The organism is Ensifer sp. GW823-FHT05D09 (assembly GCF_058795755.1).
In genome coordinates this window covers 1-21073 of the sequence record NZ_JBXAIA010000013.1, presented here as the reverse complement: position 1 = coordinate 21073, position 21073 = coordinate 1, and the positions used below count along the sequence as shown (strand labels likewise).

The following is a 21073-nucleotide window of genomic DNA, read 5'->3' as shown; positions in this document are numbered from 1 at the left end:
GAGGTGAAGCATAGTATTGCTTCGCCATGTGTGGCACGAAAGCAAGAGGTAATGCAAGTTTAAGGTCACAGGGAGGGGGTCGTTGTAGTTCGGTTTACTTCAAGATTTGAAGTAAATTTTGAAATGGAGAGTTGGATGAATGAAAGAGTACTCTATCCGTCCACGGGGATCAAAGATGTGTCGTTGCTCCAGCAGGAGGACCAGGCGTCGGCGGCGGTAGGAGCCCAAGATCAAGCGGACGCCGCGAGCGATTGCCGACAGCTGACCTATTTCGAGCTTGCGCGCCTGATGGAGAGGGTGAGCAGGCGATTTTCCGGCTTGGTTCGCGCCGAACTGACCAAGCTGCGCGTCGACGATATCGGTCCGGCGCAGGCGATGGTCCTGCTGGCGATTGGCGATGCCGAGCTATCGGTCGCCGAGTTGCTCGATCGCGGGCACTATGTCGGCTCGAATGTCTCCTACTACCTGAAACAACTGGCCGATGGCGACTACATCGATCGGGTGGCGTCGCAGCGCGACAAGCGTTCGGCGCGCATCAAGTTGACGGAAAAGGGCCGCCTGCTTCGGGCGAACTTGCGCGACGCGGCTATGGCCTATGAGCGGGCACTCAATCGCGGTCACCAGGATCGGCAGAACCTGGAGACCGCCTTCCAGACGCTGCATCAACTCGAACTCGTCTGGGGCAGCGCGTCACGGTACGACATGTGAGCGGCCGGAACCCAATAAGCACGTCATTCAGGTAGCGGATTAGATAGCATGCATGTGGCATTTGTTCATCGGCGCGGCTTTGGCCAGTTCGCCGCGTTGGCGGCTGACCTGGTTCGGTCGGGCAACAACGTCAGCCTGATCACCGAAACCGTTGATCAGAAAATCCCATCCGTGCGCGTCATTCGCCACCGGGCGGAGGCAGGCCCAAGGGCCTCCGCAGCAATCGCGCGACACCTGGCGGTGCCGGATCATCACACCCGGATCGGACACCGGGTCGCCGAAACGCTCGACGCGATGACACGGCAGGATATGAAGCCCGATATCGTTGTCGGTCACATCGGGTGGGGCAGCATGATGTTCGTCAAGGATGCGCTCCCTCACGTTCCGGCCCTTGGATATTGCGAGTTCTTCTATCGGTCGCAGGGCGCAGACATCGGCTTTGCGGCCGGCGATGAGCCTGATCTCGATGAGCGCAAGAGATTGCGGCTGCGCAACGTCGCACAGTTGTTGTCGCTGGAATCGATGGATGGCGGCATCAGCCCGACCGAATGGCAAAAGAGCCTTTATCCCGCTGATACGCGTGAGCGCATTGCCGTCTGCCACGAGGGTATCGATACGGCGCTGTTTCGTCCCAATCCTGGCGCGTCGGTCAGGCTTCCGGACGGCCGCGTGCTCAAGGCCAACGATCCGCCCGTCGTCACCTTTGTTGCGCGCGATCTGGAGCCCTACCGTGGCTTTCCCCAGGCGCTGCAGGCTGCCGCTCAAATTGTGCGCAAACGCCCCGACGCGATTTTCGTCTTTGTCGGAGGGGAGGGCACCAGCTACGGACCTCCTCCTCCTGGCGGAGGCTCATGGAAATCCCACCTACTCGCCACCCTCGACGTGCCGGCGGACAACATCATCTTTCCGGGCGTTGTCCCGCATCACATCCTTCGCCAGCTTTTCCAGGTCTCGGCGGCACATGTCTACATGACCTATCCCTTCGTGCTTTCATGGTCTGTGCTGGAGGCCATGGCCTGCGGCGCCTTGATCATCGGCTCCGACACGCCGCCGGTTCGCGAAGTGATCCGTACGGGTCACAACGGTATCCTTGTGCCCTTCTTCGATGCCGACGCACTGGCCGAGGCAGTGCTTGGTGCGCTGAACAATCCAGAGGCCTCCATCAGCATGCGGGCGGCCGCGCGAAGAACCGTCGAGCGGCGCTTCCGGCTGGAAGACTGCCTACTACGCCAGCGAGAGCTGATGGCGGCAATGGCAGGTCGTCCGGTGGCGTAGCAGCAATGCCGAGCAATACTTCAAATATTGAAGTATATGTGAAGTTTATTGTTGCGATCTTCATGTACTTTGTCGTTGTGCATCGCAAAATTCACTGCTACGTAAACAGTGTGATGAATGGTTTCGATAGTATATCTGTCGCCCATTTTGGAACTCCACCGATATGCGTTATCGTTTCTTCTGAGGGCGTTGCGTGCAAGAAGTAAGACAATCCGCCTTAGGGCCCCGACTCGGTTTGAAAAAGCTGCTGCTGGCATCGGATCGCGATCGGGCGATCCTGCAGAGCAGCAATGTCGCCCATCTCGTGGATTACCTGGCACCTGACGACGGCTCCTTCGACATGTTGAAGGATAGTTTTCCGATCGCTGCGGTCGCATTCTCCGACAAGGGCGAGACGGATCTGAAGAAGGGGCTGGCACGTCTCTCTGCCTTGCGCACAGTTCCGGAGCTGGCGGTCTTGCGCCTTGACCCCGCCAATGCGGCGGAGAGCTCTGCGCTTCTGCGCGCGCTTGCCGAAGACGGTATCGGACGGCTGGCCCGATACACGTCTTCGATCACATCTGAGCTCGCAATGCTCCGGCGCGAGCGTGAAGAACTTTTTGAGAACTATCGTCTCTTGGAAGACGCCTTCCATGCCCGGAACTGGGAGCCGGTGGCCGAAGTCTTCGCGCATGATCCCTTTGCCGATCCGAAAGATGAGGGCGTCGGACAGCTGTTGAGCAGCGCATTCATCGAGCAGCTTCTCCCCGTATCGAGCCTCGGCGTCGCCGGCTTTGCCTTGCACTTTCATTCATTGCCGAAGGGCACTGGTGAGCTGATCGTCGGCTTGAGTTATCTGGAAAGTGGCGAAGGCATTGCGGAGTGGAACGTTCCCTATGTCGGCCTGGCCACTGGCTGGAACTTCTTTTCGCTGCCGCGTGCCTGTGGCGGCGCGGCGCGGACCCTTCGTCTGCGGGTATCTGCCAGCGGATCGGACGCACTTGGTCTTTCGCTTGGGCACCATATCGCCAGCGAACGATACTCGGCGCGTTCGGAACACCCGCATCCTGACCTCGACCTGCGCCCGCTTGCGTTCAGGGTGTTCACGGGTTTGCCTGGGGTCAAGCCTGCCAGCACTGCGAACATGATTGCCCCGACCAGCTTGCTGGAAGGGCAGTTCACTATCGATTACAGGCTTGGGCTTGAGAAGCTCAGCCAAATTGCAGACGTTTCCGTCACTCAAATCGTCCCGGACTTCCAGACTATCCGGTTTCTCGACCACGAACACGCAATCGTCTGTCATCCCCTGGCAAGCGGCATTTCGGCTGGCGCGATCAATCGTGCCATCGAACCCGGCACGGTCTCGTTGTCGGCAAGCGCCATTATCGATCACCCCAAAGGTGCGCCGGCGGCCGTCAGCTTTCTCCTGAGCCCCGCCAGTTCGAACGCGCGTGCGGAGGTCGCCGAACTCGCCCGCAAGGGCACGGTAAAACCCTCGACCCTGTTCAGTGGTTGGCGGGAGGTCGGTGCGCAGCAATCGATCAGCATCAGCATGCAGATGGACGAGCCGATCCGTGTTCCGATGGATCTGATCATCCTCAGCCGGGCAGCGGGTGATAGCGTCGATTTTTGCTGGCTCAAGGTATCGAGCTTCCGACTGGTCAAGCAATCGACGGAGGCGCTGGATGTCCGGTAACCCGGAGGCTGATCTTATCGCGATTGCGATGCCGCTCTACGGCCATGCGGCGCTTGTCATGGAAGCCATCGAATCCGCACTGGCGTCCGACCTTAGCACATCCCGGCTTGCGATCGTGGTTTCGGTCGATGGCGACCCGTGCCACGAGACATTCGACCAACTGTTGCTCTACGCTGCGGCCCACCCGTTCATTCACGTGATATTCGGCCGCAATGCGGGGCCGGGTGGCGCCCGCAATCGCGCCATCGACTTCATTGTCGAGCACCTGCCCGAGGCTCGGGCGGTGTATTTCCTCGACGCCGACAATCGTGTTCTGCCGCGCACGATCGAAACACTCTACCAAAAGCTCAACGATACTGCCTGTGGCTGGGTCTATACCAACATAGATACGTTTTCCGTGTCCTGGCGTGCGCATTATGGCAATCAATATTCGCGGCTGGCGCATTGCATCACGGACAATATTTGCGACACGGGATCGCTGATTTCCATCGACGTTTTCCGCTCAGGCGTGCGCTTCAGCGACGACCGGCAGAACGGCTTTGAAGATTGGGAATTCTGGTTGTCCTGCATTGAGAACGGCTTCGTCGGGGTGCCCTGCCACGACACGGTCTTTGAATATCGCTTGCGCGCCGAAAGCCGGTTCAAGGAAGCCAACCGGGAACGCGCCACGTCGGTCAGCTACCTCAGAAAACGCCACAAGGCTCTCTACAGACGGCCGATGCTTGTGGATTTCGAGCACGAGGACGCTCCGCGCTATCTCTTCGCTCGCACCGAGAACGCGTCGATCTCGCTGTTTACCGATCCGACCAAGTCACCGACCGTGCTTCGTCTTGATGATATCATCCCGGCGTTCTGGGCGAATGTCGGCGAACCGGACAACGCGCATTTCCCCCCCTTTCTCGTGGCAGGCAGCGGTTCGGCCTTCGACCTCCTGCTGCGCTCACGCATGCTTCCGAACATACTCGCCCACCTGGAGCGGTTGAGCGAAAATACCAACGCATTGTTCGTTCAGCTCGCCAATGATGGCGCGAAGCGCGGGATCGAGGTGGTTGCCCTGCCTGCAGGATCTCAGAATATCGGTTCGGCGGATCTCGTTTTCGTTCCGACCCCTCTCGTCAGAGACGTGATCCTGAACAATGCGGTGGAGTGGTTCGCATCGATCGGCAACCAGCAGGTCTGGCCGACGGTGACGTTGCTCAAGGTTCGCTTTCCTTTCCCCAGGAGCCTGCCGCGCCGATCGCTGATCACGCCGCAGCAGATGATGGTCAATTGCATCAACGCGATTGCTTCAAGCCCCTTGCGTCACACGTCGGGCAAGCGTTGGACGTGGCGGCCTTCGCGGTTGGTGCCCTATGGCGAGCTCTATAGGGAACTGCGCAGAGAAGTCGGTGGCTCGCCCGTCCTGCCGCTCGGACACAGCGCCGGCAAGCGGACCGCCGCACTTTTGGTGCCGAACGCCTCCTTCGGCGGCGCCGAGAAGGTCGTTTACGCCGTTGCGCGAGAACTGAAGCGAACCGGTTTCGAGACGCATCTGTTCGTACTCGGCAGCGCGAAGATGGACGTCATCGACGAGTTCGATCAGAGCTTTGATCACATCCACTTCTGGGATCTCGGCGTTCCTGCATGGGGTGGGTCGGGCTCCTTCCTCGGCCAGGACTTCATCGCCGAAGAGCATGGGGTCGACTGGCAAGCGTTGAAGGGCCAGCTTTCGGGCTTCGATCTGGTGATCAATAACCATGTCATGGCCGTCCACCCCCTCATCGCACGGCTGCGCTCCGAGGGGACGCGCACCGCATGTTATCTTCACGTCGTCGACAACACCGCGTTCAAGCGTCCCGCAGGCCAGCCCTTTGCCGCTATTGCGCACGAACATTGCTATGACGCATTCCTGACCTGCTCGGAGCAGCTGAAGACTTACCTGCACAGTTTCGGCGTGCCGCACGCAAAGGTCTTCGCCGTCGCAAACAGCGCGGGCTTTTCGGTACCACCAAAAGTTCAAACCGAAGTCTTCTCAACCCGCAGACAGCCGCGCGGCGACGCGCAGCTGCGCGTCCTCTACCTGGGTCGGCTCGACCGGCAGAAGGGCATCGATCGGCTAGCCGCGATGCTGTCAGAGCTGAGGGCAAGGAACGTTCCTTTCGAGGCGCGCGCCATCGGCGGAGAAATTCTCGCCGATTCCAGTGTCTCCTGGACTGAACGGTTGAAGGATCTTTCCGTTGACGTCCGTCCGCCGGCCTTTGCCAGCAAGGAACTCATCAAGGCGATGTCCTGGGCGGATGTGCTCGTCATGCCCTCGCGCTGGGAAGGGGCTCCGCTCGTCATCGCCGAAGCGCAGCAGCTCGGATGTGTTCCGATCGCCACGTCCGTTGGCGCCGTCGACGAACTGATCGTCGATGGCGAAGACGGTGTGCTGATCCATGCATCAGCCGACCCCGAAGTCGTCAGGTCGATGGCCGACGTTATCGAAAAGGTTGCTCGCAACCCGGTCCAACTGGCTCCGCTGATCGAGGGCTGCATCAAGACTGCATCCCGTCGCTCGTGGACCTCCTCGTTTTCACAGTTTCTCGCGTGGTGCGACACCTGGGTCGACAACTCGTCCCAGGCAAGAGCTGCCGTCTTTCCCTCGGACCCGGCGGTTGACACCGGCATCCGGGCGGCCAGCTGAGCCCACGCCTTCTTTTAAGCAGAAAGGTCGATTGCATGCCTGCAAGGATTCTCGTGACCGGTATTCCCGGCCACTACACGCGCCTCGTCAATGGCGCTCACGGTCTGTCCGTCTCCTATGCGGAGCGTCAGAAACAGCCGGAGACGAAAGAGGAGTTTCTGCAGGAGCTGCGCAATATCAGCAACACCGGCAACTACCTGATCGGCGAAGGTGCGCTGCGAGCGCTTTCGCCAAACGCCAAGCACGTGCCGTTCTGGCATCTCTACAATTGCGCCAAGAACGGCGTCGGCCTCGACGAGTTCAACGCCAATTTCGATATCTGCGTCTTCACCTGCGCCAATCTGCTGCGCAAGGGTCTCTCGGCCGACGCGGAAGCCGATGTGCTCGAAAAGCTCAAGATGCCGATCGTCATGCTCGGCATCGGACAGCAGAACCGCAAGGACCTGGAAAACAATCTGCCGGAGGGTACCAAGCGGTTGCTCGCCATCCTCAAGGATCGGGAACATTTCTTCCTGACGCGCGGCTTCGAGACAGAAGGTTTCCTCAAGGACCAGGGCTTCAAGTTCGTGCGGCCGACCGGCTGCCCGTCCGTCTATTTCATGCCCGACAACATGCGCAAATCGCTCAAGAAACTACCAGAGGTTGACGTCGCCAAGGCGCGCACCATTTTTTCCGGCTATCTCGGCGGCAACCAGGATACGGTGCTGGATGCGAAGGCTCTGCCGGGCGGCGACAGCGTGCCGCAATACGTGGTCCAGGACGAGTTTCTCCATTTCGACATGAGCGTCGAACCCAATGGCGAGGGTCGCGTCTACGACACGGCTTCCGGCACCATGGTCGGCAACCTCGCCTATCCCGGCGCAGACCGGCTCGGCAAGCCGTTCCAGGTGCGCACCTTCTTCGACACCAACCAGTGGCGCGCCTGGGCTTCGTCGATGGACTTCAACCTGGGCCGCCGCTTCCACGGTTCGATCATCGCCATGCAGGCGGGTGTCCCGAGCCTGATGGTGGCGGTGGACGACCGGATGCGTGAAATGCTCGGCTACACCGGTTTGCCGGCGGTTGACATCAACGAGATCGACGGCGCCGAAAACCGCAGCGAGTTCGTCGCCGGCCATCTGAAGAAGCTCAATGCCTCGGAACTCGTCGACAGATACTCCGACCGCGAACGTGCGTTCCGCTCGACGTTGCGGGAAATCGGCATCGGTCAATAGAGCAATTCCGGTCAGGGTGCGTCCCGGCTTTCTCGCCAGGACGTGCTTGGAAACAGACAGCCAGTGCGTTTCTGGCGGCCTCCGTCAGGCCGGAAACGCTCCGGTTGCACCCGGTATCCTCCCAAGGGCTCGTTCAAAGGACAGTTATGCGTATCTTACTTACTGGGATTCCCTCGTATCTGCAGCGCACGATCGGCTCGGTTTCCGGCCTGACGGTGCATCATCGCCCGTACTTCGACGAGTTGACGGCAAAAAAGGACTTCCTCTCTCAGGTCAGGAAGATTGCCAACACGGGCAATTATCTGATCGGCGAGGGGGCCGCCCAGAGCCTGCGAGGGCACGATGTTACCTATGTGCCGTTCTGGCATCTGGCCAACAACCGATCCTCGGACGAGGTTTACGAGCAGGCAAACCGCGAGTTCGATCTCTGCGTCTTTGCTTCCGCCAACCTGCTGCGCCCCGGGTACTCTGCCGATCTCGAGGCAGAGGTTTTCGCCAAGCTGAAGATGCCGGTTGTGGTGATGGGCATCGGCATCCAGCGCAAGGAGGGCCTCAAGGAACTGCTCCCGGCCGGAACGCTCAAGTTCCTTGATGTGCTCAAAAACAGGGAGAGCTACTTCCTGACGCGGGGCTATTTTACCGCAGAGTTCCTGAAAGAGCAGGGGATGAAGTTCGTCAAGCCGACGGGCTGCCCATCGCTCTACTTCGCGCCCGACCAGATGGCCCGGTCCCTCACGGCGCTTGCCAATCCGGCTCTCGCAGACGCGCAGAAAATCGCCTTTGGCGGTTATCTCGGCAGTGTTGCCGATACGATCGTCGACGCGCACGCCCTGCTCGGTCCGAAATCCGTTGCCAGCTACGTCGTCCAGGATGAGGTCATCGCCTACAATCTGGAACTGCCGGGTGACGACGCGGCGCCGGTTTACGATCGTGCCAGCGGACGGATCACCGGCGAGACGCAGTACAAGCACAAGGAAAAGTGGCAGCGCGAGCACGAGCTTATCGCGTTCTTCGACACCAATCAGTGGCGCACCTGGACCACCAGCAGGGACATGTGTTTCGGCCGCAGGTTCCATGGCTGCATCATCGGCATGCAGGCGGGCGTTCCCGCCCTGATGATCGCGGTGGACGACCGCATGCGCGAAATGCTGGAGTTCATCGGGTTCCCCTACATCGAGGCGGCGACCTGGAACCGTGAGGCGGACAAGCGCACCTATCTCGCCAACTTCCTGTCGAAGATCGATTCCGAGGCGGCGATTGACCGCTATCAGGCCTGCGAGGCCAACTTCAGAAATGTGCTCGGTCAGATTGGGATCTGAGCGCGGCGTATGGAATGCGGTGGCGCGCAGGGTCGTTCTTTGCGCGCTGCTTTCGCTCTTTGCCATAGAGCCAGGCACGGCGAACGCAGAAGGTCGAGGCGCAACCGGCATCCTCGGTATCAACAGGGTCAATCTTGCCTGGCTGCCCGCGGGTGAACAGAGGAAGATCCTGAGCGATATCGCGGCAAGTGGCGCAACGCACGTTCGGCTGTCCCTGTCGGCCCCGGTTGACAGGAGCATCGAAGCAGTCGAGATCGCTCACGGTCTCGGGCTGAAGATCCTGCTCGAAATCCAGCTTACGAATCCTGATTATTATGCCGAAGATGTGGGCCCGCGAACGGGTTACGGGCGCATATGGGACATACGCCGGCTTTCAGACCTCGATCCGGTCAGATATCGGGAAAGCCTCAAGGCGGCGCTTGGCCGCGTGGACGATGCAGGCGTCACGCTTGCCGCAGTCGAGCCGGGCAACGAGATCAACTACAGCGCCTATAATGGCGATCTGGTCGTGTTTCGCGAACCCGGTCCCCCAACACCACGCAGCGTGTCCGATATCCGCAACCGGAAAGCTTTTGAGCGTGGATTGGCGACTTATGTCGAGATTGCCAGAATTACGAGGCAGGAGCTGAAGGCGACGGCCCACAGCAGGAATGCGCTGGTTGTCTCCGCCGGCCTCTCGGACATGAATGCGGCCGAGGCGGACCAAAGAGGCATGGAGCGCCTCGACCCGGAAGACGTGATCTCACTCCTGAAATCGCTCGGGATCGACAGCTATGTCGATGCCTATGGCATTCACGTCTATCCGGGACGCAGGGCAGGGCCGAAGCTTGCCGGCTATATCCGCGGACTCCTTCGTTTCTGTGCGACAGGGGATCGGGGCAAGCCCTGCTGGGTTACCGAGTGGGGGGTGGCAAACACCACCCGCTCATGCCCGCTCGACGACCGAAAACGCGCCGACGCGATCGTGGCGATGCGGTCCGTGTTTCAAACCCTCATGTTGTCGGGGCAATTGACGGCCGCCTTCTACTACGACTGGGACACGCACGCTGCCTATGGCGTCTGGCGATGCGGTGGCCTCAGCTCTGCCGGAGTGAGGGCGATCGCCCCGAACTAGGCCGAGGCATCGCCCGGAGCCATCGTGCGCAGCGACACAGGTTGTGGCGCGACGCCGCTGTAGACGGGATACCGTGCCGCCTTCGTTGCGGGCGCCATCCGGTCGACCTTCGCGGCGTCGAACGCACGGGCGCTTTAGAGAAAGTCAGCCATCTCGGCGTTGTAGTAGACCTTGGTCCGCGGTCCAGCCAGAATGGGATCAATCATGCGGACGCATTCCTTGTAATGCTCGGTCTTGCGATGTTCTTCCAGGGCCTCTGCAGATTGAAAGACTTCGTAGATCAAAAAGGTGTTTTCGTCCTGCGGATCGCGTAGGACGTCGAAACGCAGGTTGCCCGGCTCGCTGCGAGTGCCTTCGTAATTGATGCGAAAGGCCTCGAGAAATTCGGCCGCATGGCCTTCCTTGACGTTGATGCTGACCATCTGAATGAGCATGTCGTATTCCTTGGTAAAGTTAGAGCGGCACGCTGGTGCGTGCGATGAAAGGGTTTAGAGACCGGGAGCCTTCCACATGGCCGTGGTGACGCCTTCATCGACCAATTGACGCTGAAGCGCGTAGGCCCGGGCCCAACGCTCACCAGCGTCATCGTAAATCGCCTTGTGCTCGACATTGGGTTCGAAATGCCGGTCCCAGCGAACCCAACTCTCGGCGGCCTCGACGAAGTCGCGGTGAAGACCAATGCCGATTGCAGCTGCGGCCGCACAGCCGAGAGCCGTCGCCTCTTTGACAACAGGCGTGACAACCGGCAGTCCGGTTGCGTCCGAAAGGATTTGCGACCAGTGGGCGGACTTGGAGGCGCCGGCCGCAAAGACGATCTTCTTAGGCGTCTTGCCGGAAAGCTGGAAAATGGCGGCGAGGTTGCGAGCCGCGACAATGGCTGCGTTTTCCTGCAGGGCGCGAAAGATTGCTGCCTTGCCGGATTTTTCTGGGTCGATGGAGAGGTTCAGCAGTGACGGGGCCGCGTGATACCATTTTCCATAGTGCATCACGTCCGAGAACACCGGGATAATGCCGTAGGCTCCCGGAGGAACCAGCGCCGCCTTCTGCTCAAGCAAACGATAGGCGTCACCACCGCTGCCGGCGGCGGCGATCTCCTCGGCACCAAAGCTGTCGCGAAACCAGCGCATGACGATGCCGACGAAGAAGCTGATCGCCTCGGCCTGGTTGAGACCCGTCACGACGTGAGGGTTGATGCGCAGGTCCATCGACGGATCCGTAACGGATGGTGCCACATTGACCACCTGCTGCCAGAAGGTACCGCCGAGCACGGCGCAATCACCTTCGTTGACGACGCCGAGACCCGCCGCGCCGATCTGGCAGTCGCCGCCGCCCATCACCACCGGTGTACCCGCGGCAAGGCCGGTTTCATCAGCTGCCTTTGCCGTCACGTGACCGATCACGGCCCCCGGCTCGGCACTCGGCGGGAAGATATCGTCGCGCATGCCGGCGCTGGCCATCGCATCCGGGAGCCAGTTGCGCTCCATCAGGCTGTAGAGGCCGGTCGTACCGCCATTGGACGGATCGCTGGCGATCACGCCCGAAAGCCGGGCGAGCACCCAGTCCGAAAGCATGCTGACGCGATGCACGCGATCATAGACATCGGGAAGGTTACGTTTCAGCCAGAGCAGCCGGGGTAGGGCGCCGAGCGCAAAGGTCTGTCCGGATTGGGCGTATAGTTCCGCCTCAAGCTGCGGGAAGTCCCGCTTCAGGTCGCGCACCTCATTGTTGGCGCGGCTGTCGACATTGGCGCAGGCCCAGATTTCATGGCCGTCGCGATCATAGGCGACAATGGCTTCGCGCATGCTGGTGGCACTGACGGCTGCGATGTCCGCTGCCCGGATCCCCGCATCGGCAATGACGCGCCGGATCGCCCGCGCCAAAAGGGCCCAGTTGCCTGCAACATCGAAATCCATCGAGCCGGCAAAGCGCGGATCAGGCTTGTGCCACCACTCATGTTGGGCGCTGGCGATCTGATTGCCATCGTGGTCGAAGACGACAGCGCGGCCGCTGCCCGTGCCCGCGTCGACTGCGAGGAGATAACGTGCGTTCATCGTATGCTTAGCCCTTGATCTCGAGCAGTCCGGCGGCCGTCGTTTCATCGGTGATGAGGATACCGACGAATTTTCCCCGCAAGGCGGAATGGATGGCTTGTACCTTTTGCAGGCCACCTGCCGCGGCCACCACCTTTTCGGCCCGCGACAGGGTCGCAAGCTTCACCCCGATCACGCGATCGTGCAGCGGCAGATCCAGCACCTCGCCCTGTTCGTTGTAAAACTGGCAAAGGATGTCGCCGACCGCACCCTTGCGACGCAGCGGCTCGACTTCATCCGGCGTGACATAACCGGAGCGCACGACTGTCGAGGCGGGTGAAAGCTCACCGATGCCAACGAGCTGGAAGGAAGCGTTGAGCGCCATATCGAGCAGGTTGGCGACGGCCGGTTCCGAAGAAAGGTTGCTTGCAACCTGTGGGTCTCTGACGACAAGTGGCGCGGGCACAAGATGAACGCTGCTACCCCAGTTGGCCGTGCGCATGCCGTCCACATAGGTTCCGACGCCGCCGGTCAGGCTGACGAGACCGATATCGCGTTCGTTGGCGAGATGGCCAAGCCGCTGGATGGTGTTGCTGACGGTAGCGCCCCAGCCCACCGCCAGGAGGTCGCCATGCTGCAGGCGTTGCATGAGGAATTGGGCTGCCGCCTGGCCGAGACGATCACTCGGGTCCTGGTCGGGCAACTGCGGCACGACGTAGGCCTCCAGCAGCCCATAGCGCTCCTTGATCTCGCGTTCCAGCGTCAGGCAACCCTGATAGCGTGAATTGATGCGCACCTGAATAATGCCGGAACGGCGGCCGCTTTCCAGAAGGCGAGACACCTTGATGCGCGACATGTTCAGTCGCTCGCCGATCTCGTTCTGGGTCAAGCCATCATTGTAGTAGTACCAGGCAATGCGGGTGAGGGTTTCCTCGTCCGCATCCGCGTAACTCCACTCGCCATTGTCCGAAGCCATGCGGCCCATTCCTTTGGGTTGTTATGATCATTTGAGTATCTCAAAAACATTTGATACGTCAACGGTGTTGAGCGCCGAAAGAATCTATTGCCTGGCAACCAACTGATTTCGTGCAATTATTCGCACAATCGTTGCCAGATTAGCGATCCGAGGAGTGGTTAGGTACGGATGAGCATATTGACGGCATACAGCCATTATGATCACATGATGCCAGTCGAATACATTTGAACAGGTGGGGAATGGCGAAGGAACAAGCGGCCGGGAGGGTCGCCCTTCTAGAGGACATCTGGAAATCCTATGGTGCGGTGCCGGTCCTGAAGGGCGTCTCATTGGCGCTCGAAGCTGGAGAGGTGCACGCGCTGCTTGGAGGCAATGGCGCCGGCAAATCCAGTCTGATGAAGATCATGTCCGGGGTGATTCCCGCCAATTCGGGCCGCATTGAAATCAACGGCCGGACGTTGACGCACGCCTCGCCGGCGCTCGCCCAGGATCTCGGCCTCTATCTCGTGCCGCAGGAAGCGCATATCCTGCCAAACCAGACGGTACTAGAAAACATCTGCCTGGGCTTGAAGCCGTCGCCACGCTCGCTGCGGCCTCGCGTCGAGACGCTTGTCGCCGAGCTTGCCGTTGCCGTGGACCTCGATGCGCAGGCTGCCTCGCTGGAGATTGCCGAGCGGCAGATCGTCGAAATCCTGCGCGGGCTGGTGCGGGACGCGCGCGTCCTTATCCTCGACGAACCGACCTCGGCTCTGACCCCCTTTGAGACGAGCGCACTTTTCGAGCGCGTCCGCAAACTGCAGGGCCAAGGCGTCGGCATCTTTTTCATTTCCCACAAGCTGCGGGAAATCCGGGAGATCTGCAGCACCATCAGTGTGCTGCGGGACGGCGTCATCGTGCTCTCTGGGCCACTCGACGAGTATACGGACGCAGAGATCGTCGAGGCAATGAGCCGCGTACAGCTTGCAGCCGACGGAGGAACCGCCAAGGCAGGGCGCAAGGTGGCGCAGATCGGTCAACCGAGGCTCACGGTGCGCGGGCTGTCGGGAGAGGGGTTTCGCGATATCGACCTCCATGTCCGGGCAGGGGAAATCCTCGGTCTTGCCGGTGTCGTCGGTGCCGGACGTACGGAGTTTGCAGAGACACTTTTCGGCCTGCGCAAACAAAGCGCCGGCAGCGTCCATCTGGAAGGCAAGGCGCTGAAGGGCCGATCGCCACGGTCGTGCATCGATCATGGCCTCGTCTATCTGCCGGAGGACCGCCAGCAGAACGGCCTGTTCCTCGAAGCGCCACTCTACTGGAATGTTTCGTCCTATCTGATCCATCGCCTGCCGTTTTTCCTGCGCTCGGGAACCGAGCGCCGGATCTTCGACGGCTTCCGCGACAGCATGGGCATAAAATGTACCGGCGCCGGGCAGGCAGCCCGCGGTCTCTCCGGGGGCAACCAGCAGAAGGTCCTCATGGCAAAGTGCCTGTCGGCGGGGCCGAAGGTTTTGATCCTCGACGAGCCGACGCGCGGGGTCGACGTTGCCGCACGCAGTGACATCTACGCTCTGATCCGCACGCTCGCCAGCGAAGGCGTCGCCATCGTCCTCATATCCTCGGACTTCGACGAGATTGAGCAATTAGCCGATCGCGTGCAGGTCATGGCCTTTGGCCGGCACGGCGGCGAGCTTTCGGAGGCGATCAGCGTCGATGCCATCGCCAGACTGGCCTTCGGCGCCTCGGAGGCTCACCATGCTTGATCTCTTTGCCCGCAACCGCGTTGTTACCCTCATCCTCATCCTGGCCCTTGCCTACGCGGCAATCGGCGCGGCAGCGCCGGGTTACCTCTCCGGTGCAACGCTCTCGACAGTGCTTTCGAGCAGTCTGGTGCTGATGCTGATCTCGCTCGGCACCATGGTCGTCATCCTGACGCGCAACATCGATGTGTCCAGCGGCTCGGTGCTCGGCCTGAGTGCCGCCGTGCTTGGCCTGCTGTTGAATGCGGGGTTCAGCCTTCCGCTGGCGATCGCGCTTTGCCTGCTCACCGGCGCCCTGGCAGGTGCATTCAACGGGCTGATGGTCGCCTATCTCGGCATACCATCGATCGTCGCCACGCTTGGGACCCTTGGCCTCTACCGCGGCATCATGCTGGTATTGACCGGTGGACGCTGGATCGAGGACCTACCCCAGGACTTGAAGGCCCTTTCAACCAATCTGGGCTTCGGCTTTTCAGCGTTGACAGTAGTCGTCGTGCTGCTCGTCGTTGCGCTCTGGCTGTTCCTGCGCAAGACGCGCTTCGGCCGTTTCTTCTACGCGGTCGGCGACAACAAGGCGGCAGCGCACCACCTCGGCGTGCCGGTGCGGCGCGTGCAATTTGCCGCTTTCGTTGCCGCTGGATCTTGCGCGGCGCTGGCCGGCATCGTCTTTGCCGCCCAGATCGGCTTCATCCCGAACCAGGCGGGCAACGGCATCGAACTCAAGGCGATCGCGGTCAATGTTCTCGGCGGCGTCAGTCTTCTCGGTGGCACCGGATCGGTCGCAGGCGTTGTCGCCGCGGTGATCTTCATCACGTCGATCGACAGCGCGCTCGTCTTCCTGAAGATCCCGGCCTACTGGAACGACTTCATCGCCGGTGCGCTGCTGCTCTCGGTGCTCCTGCTTGACGGCCGCATCCGTCAACTGATCGAGCGGCGCATTCGTGCGCGCCGCTACGCCATCCATGATCGTGCGCCAGTCCACGATGCCACGTCTTCAACAACTGGGATCGCGGAGGCGAGCCGATGAAAAAGTTGATCTTCCGCTGGGAGACTGCATTGCTCGCCATGCTGGTGGCGGAACTGGCAATCTTCGGCATCATCAACCCGCGTTTTCTCAATCCTGCGAACCTGATCTACGGGACCTCGGATTTCGTCCAGATCGGCATCGTTGCCTTGCCGCTGACCTTGGTGATCATCGCCGGCGGCATCGATGTGTCCTTCGCATCGGCCATCGGCCTTGCGGCAATCGTCTTCGGCGTCGCGACCTTCTACGCCGTACCGCTGCCGCTATCGATCGTGCTTGCGCTTGCGACCGGTGCGCTGTGTGGCCTCTTCAATGCTGCGGTCATCCACCTGTCGAAGATCCAGCCGCTCGTCGTGACCCTCGGCAGTCTCTATCTGTTTCAGGGGACTGCGACCGTCGCCTCCGGCCTTGTTGGGGCTGGCGGCTACGAAGGGATCGGCAACTTTCCCGAAGCCTTCAACGGGTTCGGCTACGCACAGCTGTTCGGGCTGCCCGCGACCCTTGCCGTCTTTCTCGGACTTGCCTTCGTTCTGGTCGTGCTGCTGCATTTCACGCGCTTCGGCCGTGCCGTCTTTCTTGTGGGACAATCGGAGAGTGCAGCCCGTTTCGCCGGCATTCCCGTGGCCACCATCCAGACCATTACCTACGTCGTCACCGGGCTATGCGCCGCAATAGCCGGGCTTGTCATGTCCGCCTATTTCGGCTCGGCGCGCGTCGATCTCGGCGCCGCGACGCTGCTTCCGGCCGTCACGGCGGCCGTCCTTGGCGGCGCGTCCATTTACGGCGGCCAGGGTTCCATTCTCGGAACGCTCATCGCCACATTCGTCATCGGCTATCTGCAGCAGGGCCTGCAGGCGAGCGGTGTTTCAAGCCAGATTTCCAGCGCACTTTCGGGAGGGTTGCTGGTTATAGCGGTCGCATTGCGCCACGGAAGCGCTTTGCTTGCCGATTTCGTCGCCGTTGCCAGGCAGCAGAAAGGCCGGGCGGTAATTACTTCAGGAGGAGAAAGAAAATGACCAACACCATGATCAAAATCGCTGCCCTTGCGGCCAGCCTTCTTGCCGGCACCATGCTCGCGTCCGGAACGGCTCAGGCCGAATCCCAGATCGCCTTCATCCCCAAGCTGGTCGGGGTCGGTTTCTTTACCAGCGGCGGTGCTGGCGCCGTGAAGGCCGGCGAAGAAGTCGGCGCGAAGGTCACCTACGATGGTCCGACCGAGCCGAGCGTCTCCGGGCAGGTGCAGTTCATCAACAACTACGTCAACCAGGGCTACAACGCCATCATCGTTTCATCCGTTTCGCCGGATGGGCTGTGCCCGGCGCTGAAGCGTGCAATGGAGCGCGGAGTGCTGGTGATGACCTGGGACAGCGACGTCAATCCGGATTGCCGCAGCTACTACATCAACCAGGGCACGCCCGAACAGCTTGGCAGCCTGCTCGTCGACATGGCCGGCGAGGGCGTGAAGAAGGAAAAGGCGAAGGTTGCCTTCTTCTATTCGAGCCCGACCGTCACCGACCAGAACGCCTGGGCGGAAGCTGCCAAGGCGAAGATCGCCAAGGAGCATCCCGGCTGGGAGATCGTCACCACGCAGTATGGCTACAATGATGCGCAGAAGTCGCTGCAGACGGCCGAAAGCATCCTGCAGACCTACCCGGATCTCGACGCGATCATCGCGCCCGACGCCAACGCATTGCCTGCCGCCGCCCAGGCCGCCGAAAACCTGAAGCGGGCCGACGGTGTCACCATCGTCGGGTTCTCGACCCCCAACGTCATGCGTCCCTACATTGAGCGGGGCACGATCAAGCGGTTCGGCCTCTGGGATGTGACCCAGCAGGGCAAGATCTCGGTCTTTGTCGCTGACCACGTCTTGAAAAATGGGCCGATGAAGGTCGGTGACAAGCTGGAAGTCCCAGGCGTCGGCACGGTCGAAGTCTCGGCCAACAAGGTCCAGGGCTACGACTACGAAGCCGAAGGCAACGGTATCGTACTGCTGCCCGAGCGGACCGTCTTCACCAAGGACAACATCGGCAACTTCGACTTCTGAGCCAGAAAACACCATGCCGGGCGGCCTATGAGTGGCCGCCCGTTCTCACTTTGCTGAAGAATGGAAAACCATCATGAAGAGCCGCTGGAACGACATCGACGCCGACCGTTACGTGGAGGCCGCCCGGTCCGCCGGCCATAGCGAAGCGTTGGGGCTGCGCATCTATACCTCGCGCATCATCGGTGGCGATCCAGACCTCGTGCTGCACGGCGGAGGCAATACCTCGGTCAAGGTGAGAGGCGAGGACGGCAGCGCTCTCATGCATATCAAGGGCAGCGGCTGGGATCTCGACACCATCGAGGCGCCGGGTCTGCCGGCGGTACGGCTGCCGGAACTTCTGGCCGCGCGCGACGGGCCCAGGCTTTCCGACCCTGACATGGTCGCCTTGCTGCGCGCCAATCTGTTGGATGCCGGCGCACCCAATCCCTCGGTGGAGGCGCTTTTGCATGCCTTCATCCCGCACGACTTCGTTGACCACACGCATGCAACCGCGATCCTCGCGCTGGCGGACCAACCCGATATGCGCGATACCGTTGCGCGCATCTACAGCGACCGGGTCGCCTACGTGCCCTATGTGATGCCGGGCTTTGACCTGTCTATCGAAGCAGATCGTATCTTTCAGGCTCACCCTGATTGCGAAGGCCTCTGGCTCGAAAACCACGGCCTGTTCACCTTCGCCGGCACGGCCCGCGCATCCTACGAACTGATGATCGAATTCGTTGATATGGCGGAACAGGAGCTTGCCCGAAAAGAAGTTGTGCTGACGGGCCCCCAGCCAAATGACCGAGTGGCTGACGCCGGTCTGACGGCGCGGCTGACCAAGGCATTGGCCGGCGCCGACTCCCCCTTCGAACACGCGTTGTCGGTCGACTTTCGCTCGACGCCAGCCATTCGCACCTACGCGTTGCGGCGTGATCTCGAGAGTGTTTCTCGAAGAGGTACGGTAACGCCGGATCACGTCATCCGCATCAAGCCGTGGCCGATGATAATCGAACCAGAAGCGGATGCGGACGAGGTGGCGGCAGCAGTTGAACGCTATCGCGCCGAATACCGCGCGTATTTCCAACGGAATGCCGGCCGAACGCCTGATGCAAAGACCATGTTGGATGCCTATCCACGCGTCGTGGTCGTGCGCGGCGAAGGTATGTTCGCAATCGGAGGAAACGCCAAAGCCGCGCGGATCGCAGGAGACCTGTGCGAGCAGGCAACACGGGCGATCAATGCTGCCGAATCCTATGGCCGCTACACGCCGATTGGAGAAGCTGATCTGTTCGACATGGAGTACTGGGTGCTCGAGCAGGCGAAGCTGAAGGTCAATCAGGCGTCCTGACCTTTTGGGTATGGGCCCCGGAGGCAGGCAAAGAAAGAGAACAAGATGGCGCCGTGTCATGACGGCGCCGGATAACAGCTCCGGTTGCTTCGCCTCCATCGGGGAAGCACGCGGCGATCCTGCGCAGTTGCGGCATCACCGCGAACCGGAGTTTTGACCTGGTGAGAGCCCATCAAGCAGGAAGTCGAGGCCCTTCCTGAAAGTGCCGTCCCAATCGCTGTCCAACAGCAGACGGGAGCGTTCGATTGTCGGATAGTGTTCGCTGAGGCGTGTAAGACGCTGTTGCGCTGCAGCTTGGTCATCATCCGAGAGGCCGAAGCTCGCCCGGGTGATCGTGGCGCCCATCACATAATTCCACAACGACCATATCGCGACGTTCAGATCTGCGTCCGCTACACCGGCTCTCGACAGGATTTTGCCCAGCAGTTCCAGGCGATTGAGAATGTTCGGCCCAAGCGCCCGGCGCGACAACAGTGACGCCGACCAGGGATGGCGCAGCATGCTTGCGCGCCAATCTTGGAGCAGATGAACAACATCACTGCGCCAGTCTTCAGGCTCGTCCGCTTGCAGAGGTCCGCGATATAAAAGCACCGCATCGAGCGCCAGATCAAAGACCTCCTCCTTGTTGTCGACATGCCAGTACAGGCTCATCGCGCCCGCGCCGAGGCGATCGGCCAGCCGACGCATCTTCAATCCGTCGACCCCTTCGGCGTCCAGCAGCTCCACCGCGGTGGCCACGATCCGATCCAGAGAGAGAGGCGGGTCACCGTGTGGTTCCTGCACGGACTGGAGTGATACATTCTTCCGTTGAGACCGGTTGCTCTGCGCGCTGCTGCGTTTGGCTGCCATCCGCTTTCCCCGCTGATCAGAACGTCGTTCTAAGCCGACAATGCGACACATGTCGATACTCACCGATTGACTCGTACGCTGTACGATGTAATTTAATCGTACAGCGTACGAGTCGATCTTTGTAACGAGCTAAAATTCAATCCTGCAGACCACGAGGGTCCATCGCTCGCGGTTCTCAAGGCCGAGAGAAAATCATGTCACGCACAATCAAGCATGTGCTTATCGGAGGGGTTATCATCATGGCTATGGCAGTTCCCACGGTGGCGCCAGCGAATGAGAAAGATCGCAAGCTGACCATCGTCAATCCACAGACACTCTACGACCCGACGCCGAGCGGCTACAGCACAGCGGTGATCATGCCGCGCGAAGGCCGGGTCGCCTATATCTCCGGGCAGGGAGGCCAAGACAGCACCGGAGCCTTGTCGCCTGACTTCGCTGTTCAGGTTAAGCAGGGCTACGCGAATTTGCGCGCTGCCCTTGATGCGCTCGGCGCCGGGACAGATCAGGTTGCCAAGCTCACGGTTTTCGTAGTCGACCATGATATGTCCAAGCTTGGGGTATTGACCGAGAGCGTCAAGGAAATGTTTGGCGAAGCGCTGCCGGCGCAGACATTGATCCCGGTACCCAAACTGGCGGTCGACGGCATGCTGTTCGAAGTGGAGGCCGTGGCCCTGCTTGATTAGCGCGGCAGCCCCGCGACATCATTCGCCGCATCTCGGTGATGTGGCGGTCCGGCGTTCCCGCGCTCTGCAGCCAGAGCGGCCTTCCGGATTATTTGTGCTCGTGATGAGCCCCGCCTTGCGCGGTGTGGAGATGCTGCTCCTCGGGTTGTGCTCGCAATTCGTTAATCTGCGCCGTCCTGGTGGCCAGATACGAGATGAGGTCCGATGCGTCGCTCGCCGACAGGCCGAGGTTTGGCATGCGGACGCCTTTGTATTTCGCTTCGAGATCGGCGAGGGTCGGGTCTTTCTTTGCGCGCAGTCTGGCCGGATGCATGATCATCTCCGACAACCACAGGCGATCACGCCTGTCCGTGACGCCGAGAAGATCGGGACCGATGTGATCGGTGACGCCCACGGTGTGGCAGGGCGCGCAGATTTTCTTGAACAGG

The 21073-nt window shown here is 60.8% G+C and carries 18 protein-coding genes; 13 read left to right on the top strand and 5 right to left on the bottom strand.

Translation table 11 applies throughout. The annotated features are described in order from the left end of the window. The first annotated feature begins 135 nt into the window (after positions 1–135). From AC1Q80_RS27545 to AC1Q80_RS27515, 7 genes are all read left to right on the top strand, one after another. The gene (locus AC1Q80_RS27545; RefSeq protein ID WP_173422073.1) at positions 136–708 is read left to right on the top strand and encodes a MarR family transcriptional regulator; all 573 of its coding nucleotides are present in this window, start codon (positions 136–138) and stop codon (positions 706–708) included. 48 nt (positions 709–756) lie between these two features. After that, positions 757–1983: a glycosyltransferase family 4 protein gene (locus AC1Q80_RS27540; RefSeq protein ID WP_209789844.1), complete on the top strand. Its 1227-nt coding sequence runs from the start codon at positions 757–759 to the stop codon at positions 1981–1983. A 193-nt stretch (positions 1984–2176) separates the two neighbouring features. Further along, positions 2177–3658, top strand: a complete 1482-nt coding sequence (locus AC1Q80_RS27535; RefSeq protein WP_492362497.1) for a DUF6212 domain-containing protein — start codon at positions 2177–2179, stop codon at positions 3656–3658. After that, complete coding sequence (locus AC1Q80_RS27530; RefSeq protein WP_492362496.1) at positions 3648–6323, top strand: glycosyltransferase; 2676 nt, start codon at positions 3648–3650, stop codon at positions 6321–6323. Before AC1Q80_RS27535 ends, AC1Q80_RS27530 begins: the two co-directional genes overlap by 11 nt. Before the next feature lie 35 nt (positions 6324–6358). Next, on the top strand, positions 6359–7537 hold the full coding sequence (locus AC1Q80_RS27525; protein WP_173422077.1) for a polysaccharide pyruvyl transferase family protein: 1179 nt from the start codon (positions 6359–6361) through the stop codon (positions 7535–7537). 146 nt (positions 7538–7683) lie between these two features. Then, complete coding sequence (locus AC1Q80_RS27520) at positions 7684–8856, top strand: polysaccharide pyruvyl transferase family protein (RefSeq protein WP_492362495.1); 1173 nt, start codon at positions 7684–7686, stop codon at positions 8854–8856. Between the two features lie 19 nt (positions 8857–8875). After that, a complete protein-coding gene (locus AC1Q80_RS27515; RefSeq protein ID WP_427858282.1) occupies positions 8876–9970 on the top strand; it encodes a vWA domain-containing protein in 1095 nt (364 codons plus the stop codon). A 134-nt stretch (positions 9971–10104) separates the two neighbouring features. Here the strand turns inward: AC1Q80_RS27515 and AC1Q80_RS27510 are convergent, their stop codons facing one another. Genes AC1Q80_RS27510 through AC1Q80_RS27500 form a run of 3 tightly spaced genes read right to left on the bottom strand, consistent with a single transcriptional unit; the run spans position 10105 to position 12976 of the window. Continuing rightward, on the bottom strand, positions 10105–10404 hold the full coding sequence (locus AC1Q80_RS27510; protein WP_173422080.1) for an antibiotic biosynthesis monooxygenase: 300 nt from the start codon (positions 10402–10404) through the stop codon (positions 10105–10107). A 54-nt stretch (positions 10405–10458) separates the two neighbouring features. Continuing rightward, the gene (gene lsrK / locus AC1Q80_RS27505; protein WP_173422081.1) at positions 10459–12021 is read right to left on the bottom strand and encodes an autoinducer-2 kinase; all 1563 of its coding nucleotides are present in this window, start codon (positions 12019–12021) and stop codon (positions 10459–10461) included. A 7-nt stretch (positions 12022–12028) separates the two neighbouring features. Next, entirely contained in the window at positions 12029–12976 is a 948-nt protein-coding gene (locus AC1Q80_RS27500) for a sugar-binding transcriptional regulator (RefSeq protein WP_173422082.1), read from the bottom strand. A gap of 239 nt (positions 12977–13215) precedes the next feature. Here AC1Q80_RS27500 and lsrA point away from each other — a divergent pair, with 239 nt between their 5' ends. The 5 genes from lsrA (at position 13216) to AC1Q80_RS27475 (ending at position 19113) form a co-directional block, all read left to right on the top strand. Next, positions 13216–14718, top strand: coding sequence for an autoinducer 2 ABC transporter ATP-binding protein LsrA (gene lsrA / locus AC1Q80_RS27495; RefSeq protein WP_209789836.1), 1503 nt, complete (start codon positions 13216–13218; stop codon positions 14716–14718). After that, entirely contained in the window at positions 14711–15742 is a 1032-nt protein-coding gene (lsrC, locus tag AC1Q80_RS27490) for an autoinducer 2 ABC transporter permease LsrC (protein ID WP_492362494.1), read from the top strand. The genes lsrA and lsrC overlap by 8 nt, the downstream gene beginning before the upstream one ends. Further along, entirely contained in the window at positions 15739–16755 is a 1017-nt protein-coding gene (locus AC1Q80_RS27485) for an ABC transporter permease subunit (RefSeq protein ID WP_492362493.1), read from the top strand. The genes lsrC and AC1Q80_RS27485 overlap by 4 nt, the downstream gene beginning before the upstream one ends. Next, positions 16752–17783 carry an autoinducer 2 ABC transporter substrate-binding protein LsrB gene (lsrB, locus tag AC1Q80_RS27480; protein WP_209789833.1) on the top strand — a complete coding sequence of 344 codons (1032 nt, stop codon included), beginning with the start codon at positions 16752–16754 and terminating at the stop codon, positions 17781–17783. Before AC1Q80_RS27485 ends, lsrB begins: the two co-directional genes overlap by 4 nt. Before the next feature lie 73 nt (positions 17784–17856). Then, complete coding sequence (locus AC1Q80_RS27475) at positions 17857–19113, top strand: class II aldolase/adducin family protein (protein WP_492362492.1); 1257 nt, start codon at positions 17857–17859, stop codon at positions 19111–19113. A 135-nt stretch (positions 19114–19248) separates the two neighbouring features. On the opposite strand, the gene AC1Q80_RS27470 is transcribed toward AC1Q80_RS27475, so the two are convergent. Continuing rightward, positions 19249–19962 carry a TetR/AcrR family transcriptional regulator gene (locus tag AC1Q80_RS27470; RefSeq protein WP_492362491.1) on the bottom strand — a complete coding sequence of 238 codons (714 nt, stop codon included), beginning with the start codon at positions 19960–19962 and terminating at the stop codon, positions 19249–19251. A 194-nt stretch (positions 19963–20156) separates the two neighbouring features. On the opposite strand from AC1Q80_RS27470, the gene AC1Q80_RS27465 reads away from it, so the two are divergent. Beyond that, positions 20157–20645 (top strand): RidA family protein, encoded by a 489-nt coding sequence (locus tag AC1Q80_RS27465; RefSeq protein WP_492362490.1) that lies wholly within the window; start codon positions 20157–20159, stop codon positions 20643–20645. An 88-nt stretch (positions 20646–20733) separates the two neighbouring features. Here the strand turns inward: AC1Q80_RS27465 and AC1Q80_RS27460 are convergent. Next, a partial coding sequence (locus AC1Q80_RS27460; RefSeq protein WP_492362489.1) for a c-type cytochrome occupies positions 20734–21073 on the bottom strand: 340 nt, incomplete at its 5' end.

Coding starts and splice junctions, on each gene's coding strand:
- lsrC (WP_492362494.1), top strand. CDS start 14,711: ATGCTTGATCTCTTTGCCCGCAACCGCGTTGTTACCCTCATCCTCATC.
- AC1Q80_RS27475 (WP_492362492.1), top strand. CDS start 17,857: ATGAAGAGCCGCTGGAACGACATCGACGCCGACCGTTACGTGGAGGCC.
- AC1Q80_RS27520 (WP_492362495.1), top strand. CDS start 7,684: ATGCGTATCTTACTTACTGGGATTCCCTCGTATCTGCAGCGCACGATC.
- AC1Q80_RS27500 (WP_173422082.1), bottom strand. CDS start 12,976: ATGGCTTCGGACAATGGCGAGTGGAGTTACGCGGATGCGGACGAGGAA.
- AC1Q80_RS27530 (WP_492362496.1), top strand. CDS start 3,648: ATGTCCGGTAACCCGGAGGCTGATCTTATCGCGATTGCGATGCCGCTC.
- AC1Q80_RS27525 (WP_173422077.1), top strand. CDS start 6,359: ATGCCTGCAAGGATTCTCGTGACCGGTATTCCCGGCCACTACACGCGC.
- AC1Q80_RS27510 (WP_173422080.1), bottom strand. CDS start 10,404: ATGCTCATTCAGATGGTCAGCATCAACGTCAAGGAAGGCCATGCGGCC.
- lsrK (WP_173422081.1), bottom strand. CDS start 12,021: ATGAACGCACGTTATCTCCTCGCAGTCGACGCGGGCACGGGCAGCGGC.
- AC1Q80_RS27545 (WP_173422073.1), top strand. CDS start 136: ATGAATGAAAGAGTACTCTATCCGTCCACGGGGATCAAAGATGTGTCG.
- AC1Q80_RS27540 (WP_209789844.1), top strand. CDS start 757: ATGCATGTGGCATTTGTTCATCGGCGCGGCTTTGGCCAGTTCGCCGCG.
- lsrA (WP_209789836.1), top strand. CDS start 13,216: ATGGCGAAGGAACAAGCGGCCGGGAGGGTCGCCCTTCTAGAGGACATC.
- AC1Q80_RS27465 (WP_492362490.1), top strand. CDS start 20,157: ATGTCACGCACAATCAAGCATGTGCTTATCGGAGGGGTTATCATCATG.
- AC1Q80_RS27470 (WP_492362491.1), bottom strand. CDS start 19,962: ATGGCAGCCAAACGCAGCAGCGCGCAGAGCAACCGGTCTCAACGGAAG.
- lsrB (WP_209789833.1), top strand. CDS start 16,752: ATGACCAACACCATGATCAAAATCGCTGCCCTTGCGGCCAGCCTTCTT.
- AC1Q80_RS27485 (WP_492362493.1), top strand. CDS start 15,739: ATGAAAAAGTTGATCTTCCGCTGGGAGACTGCATTGCTCGCCATGCTG.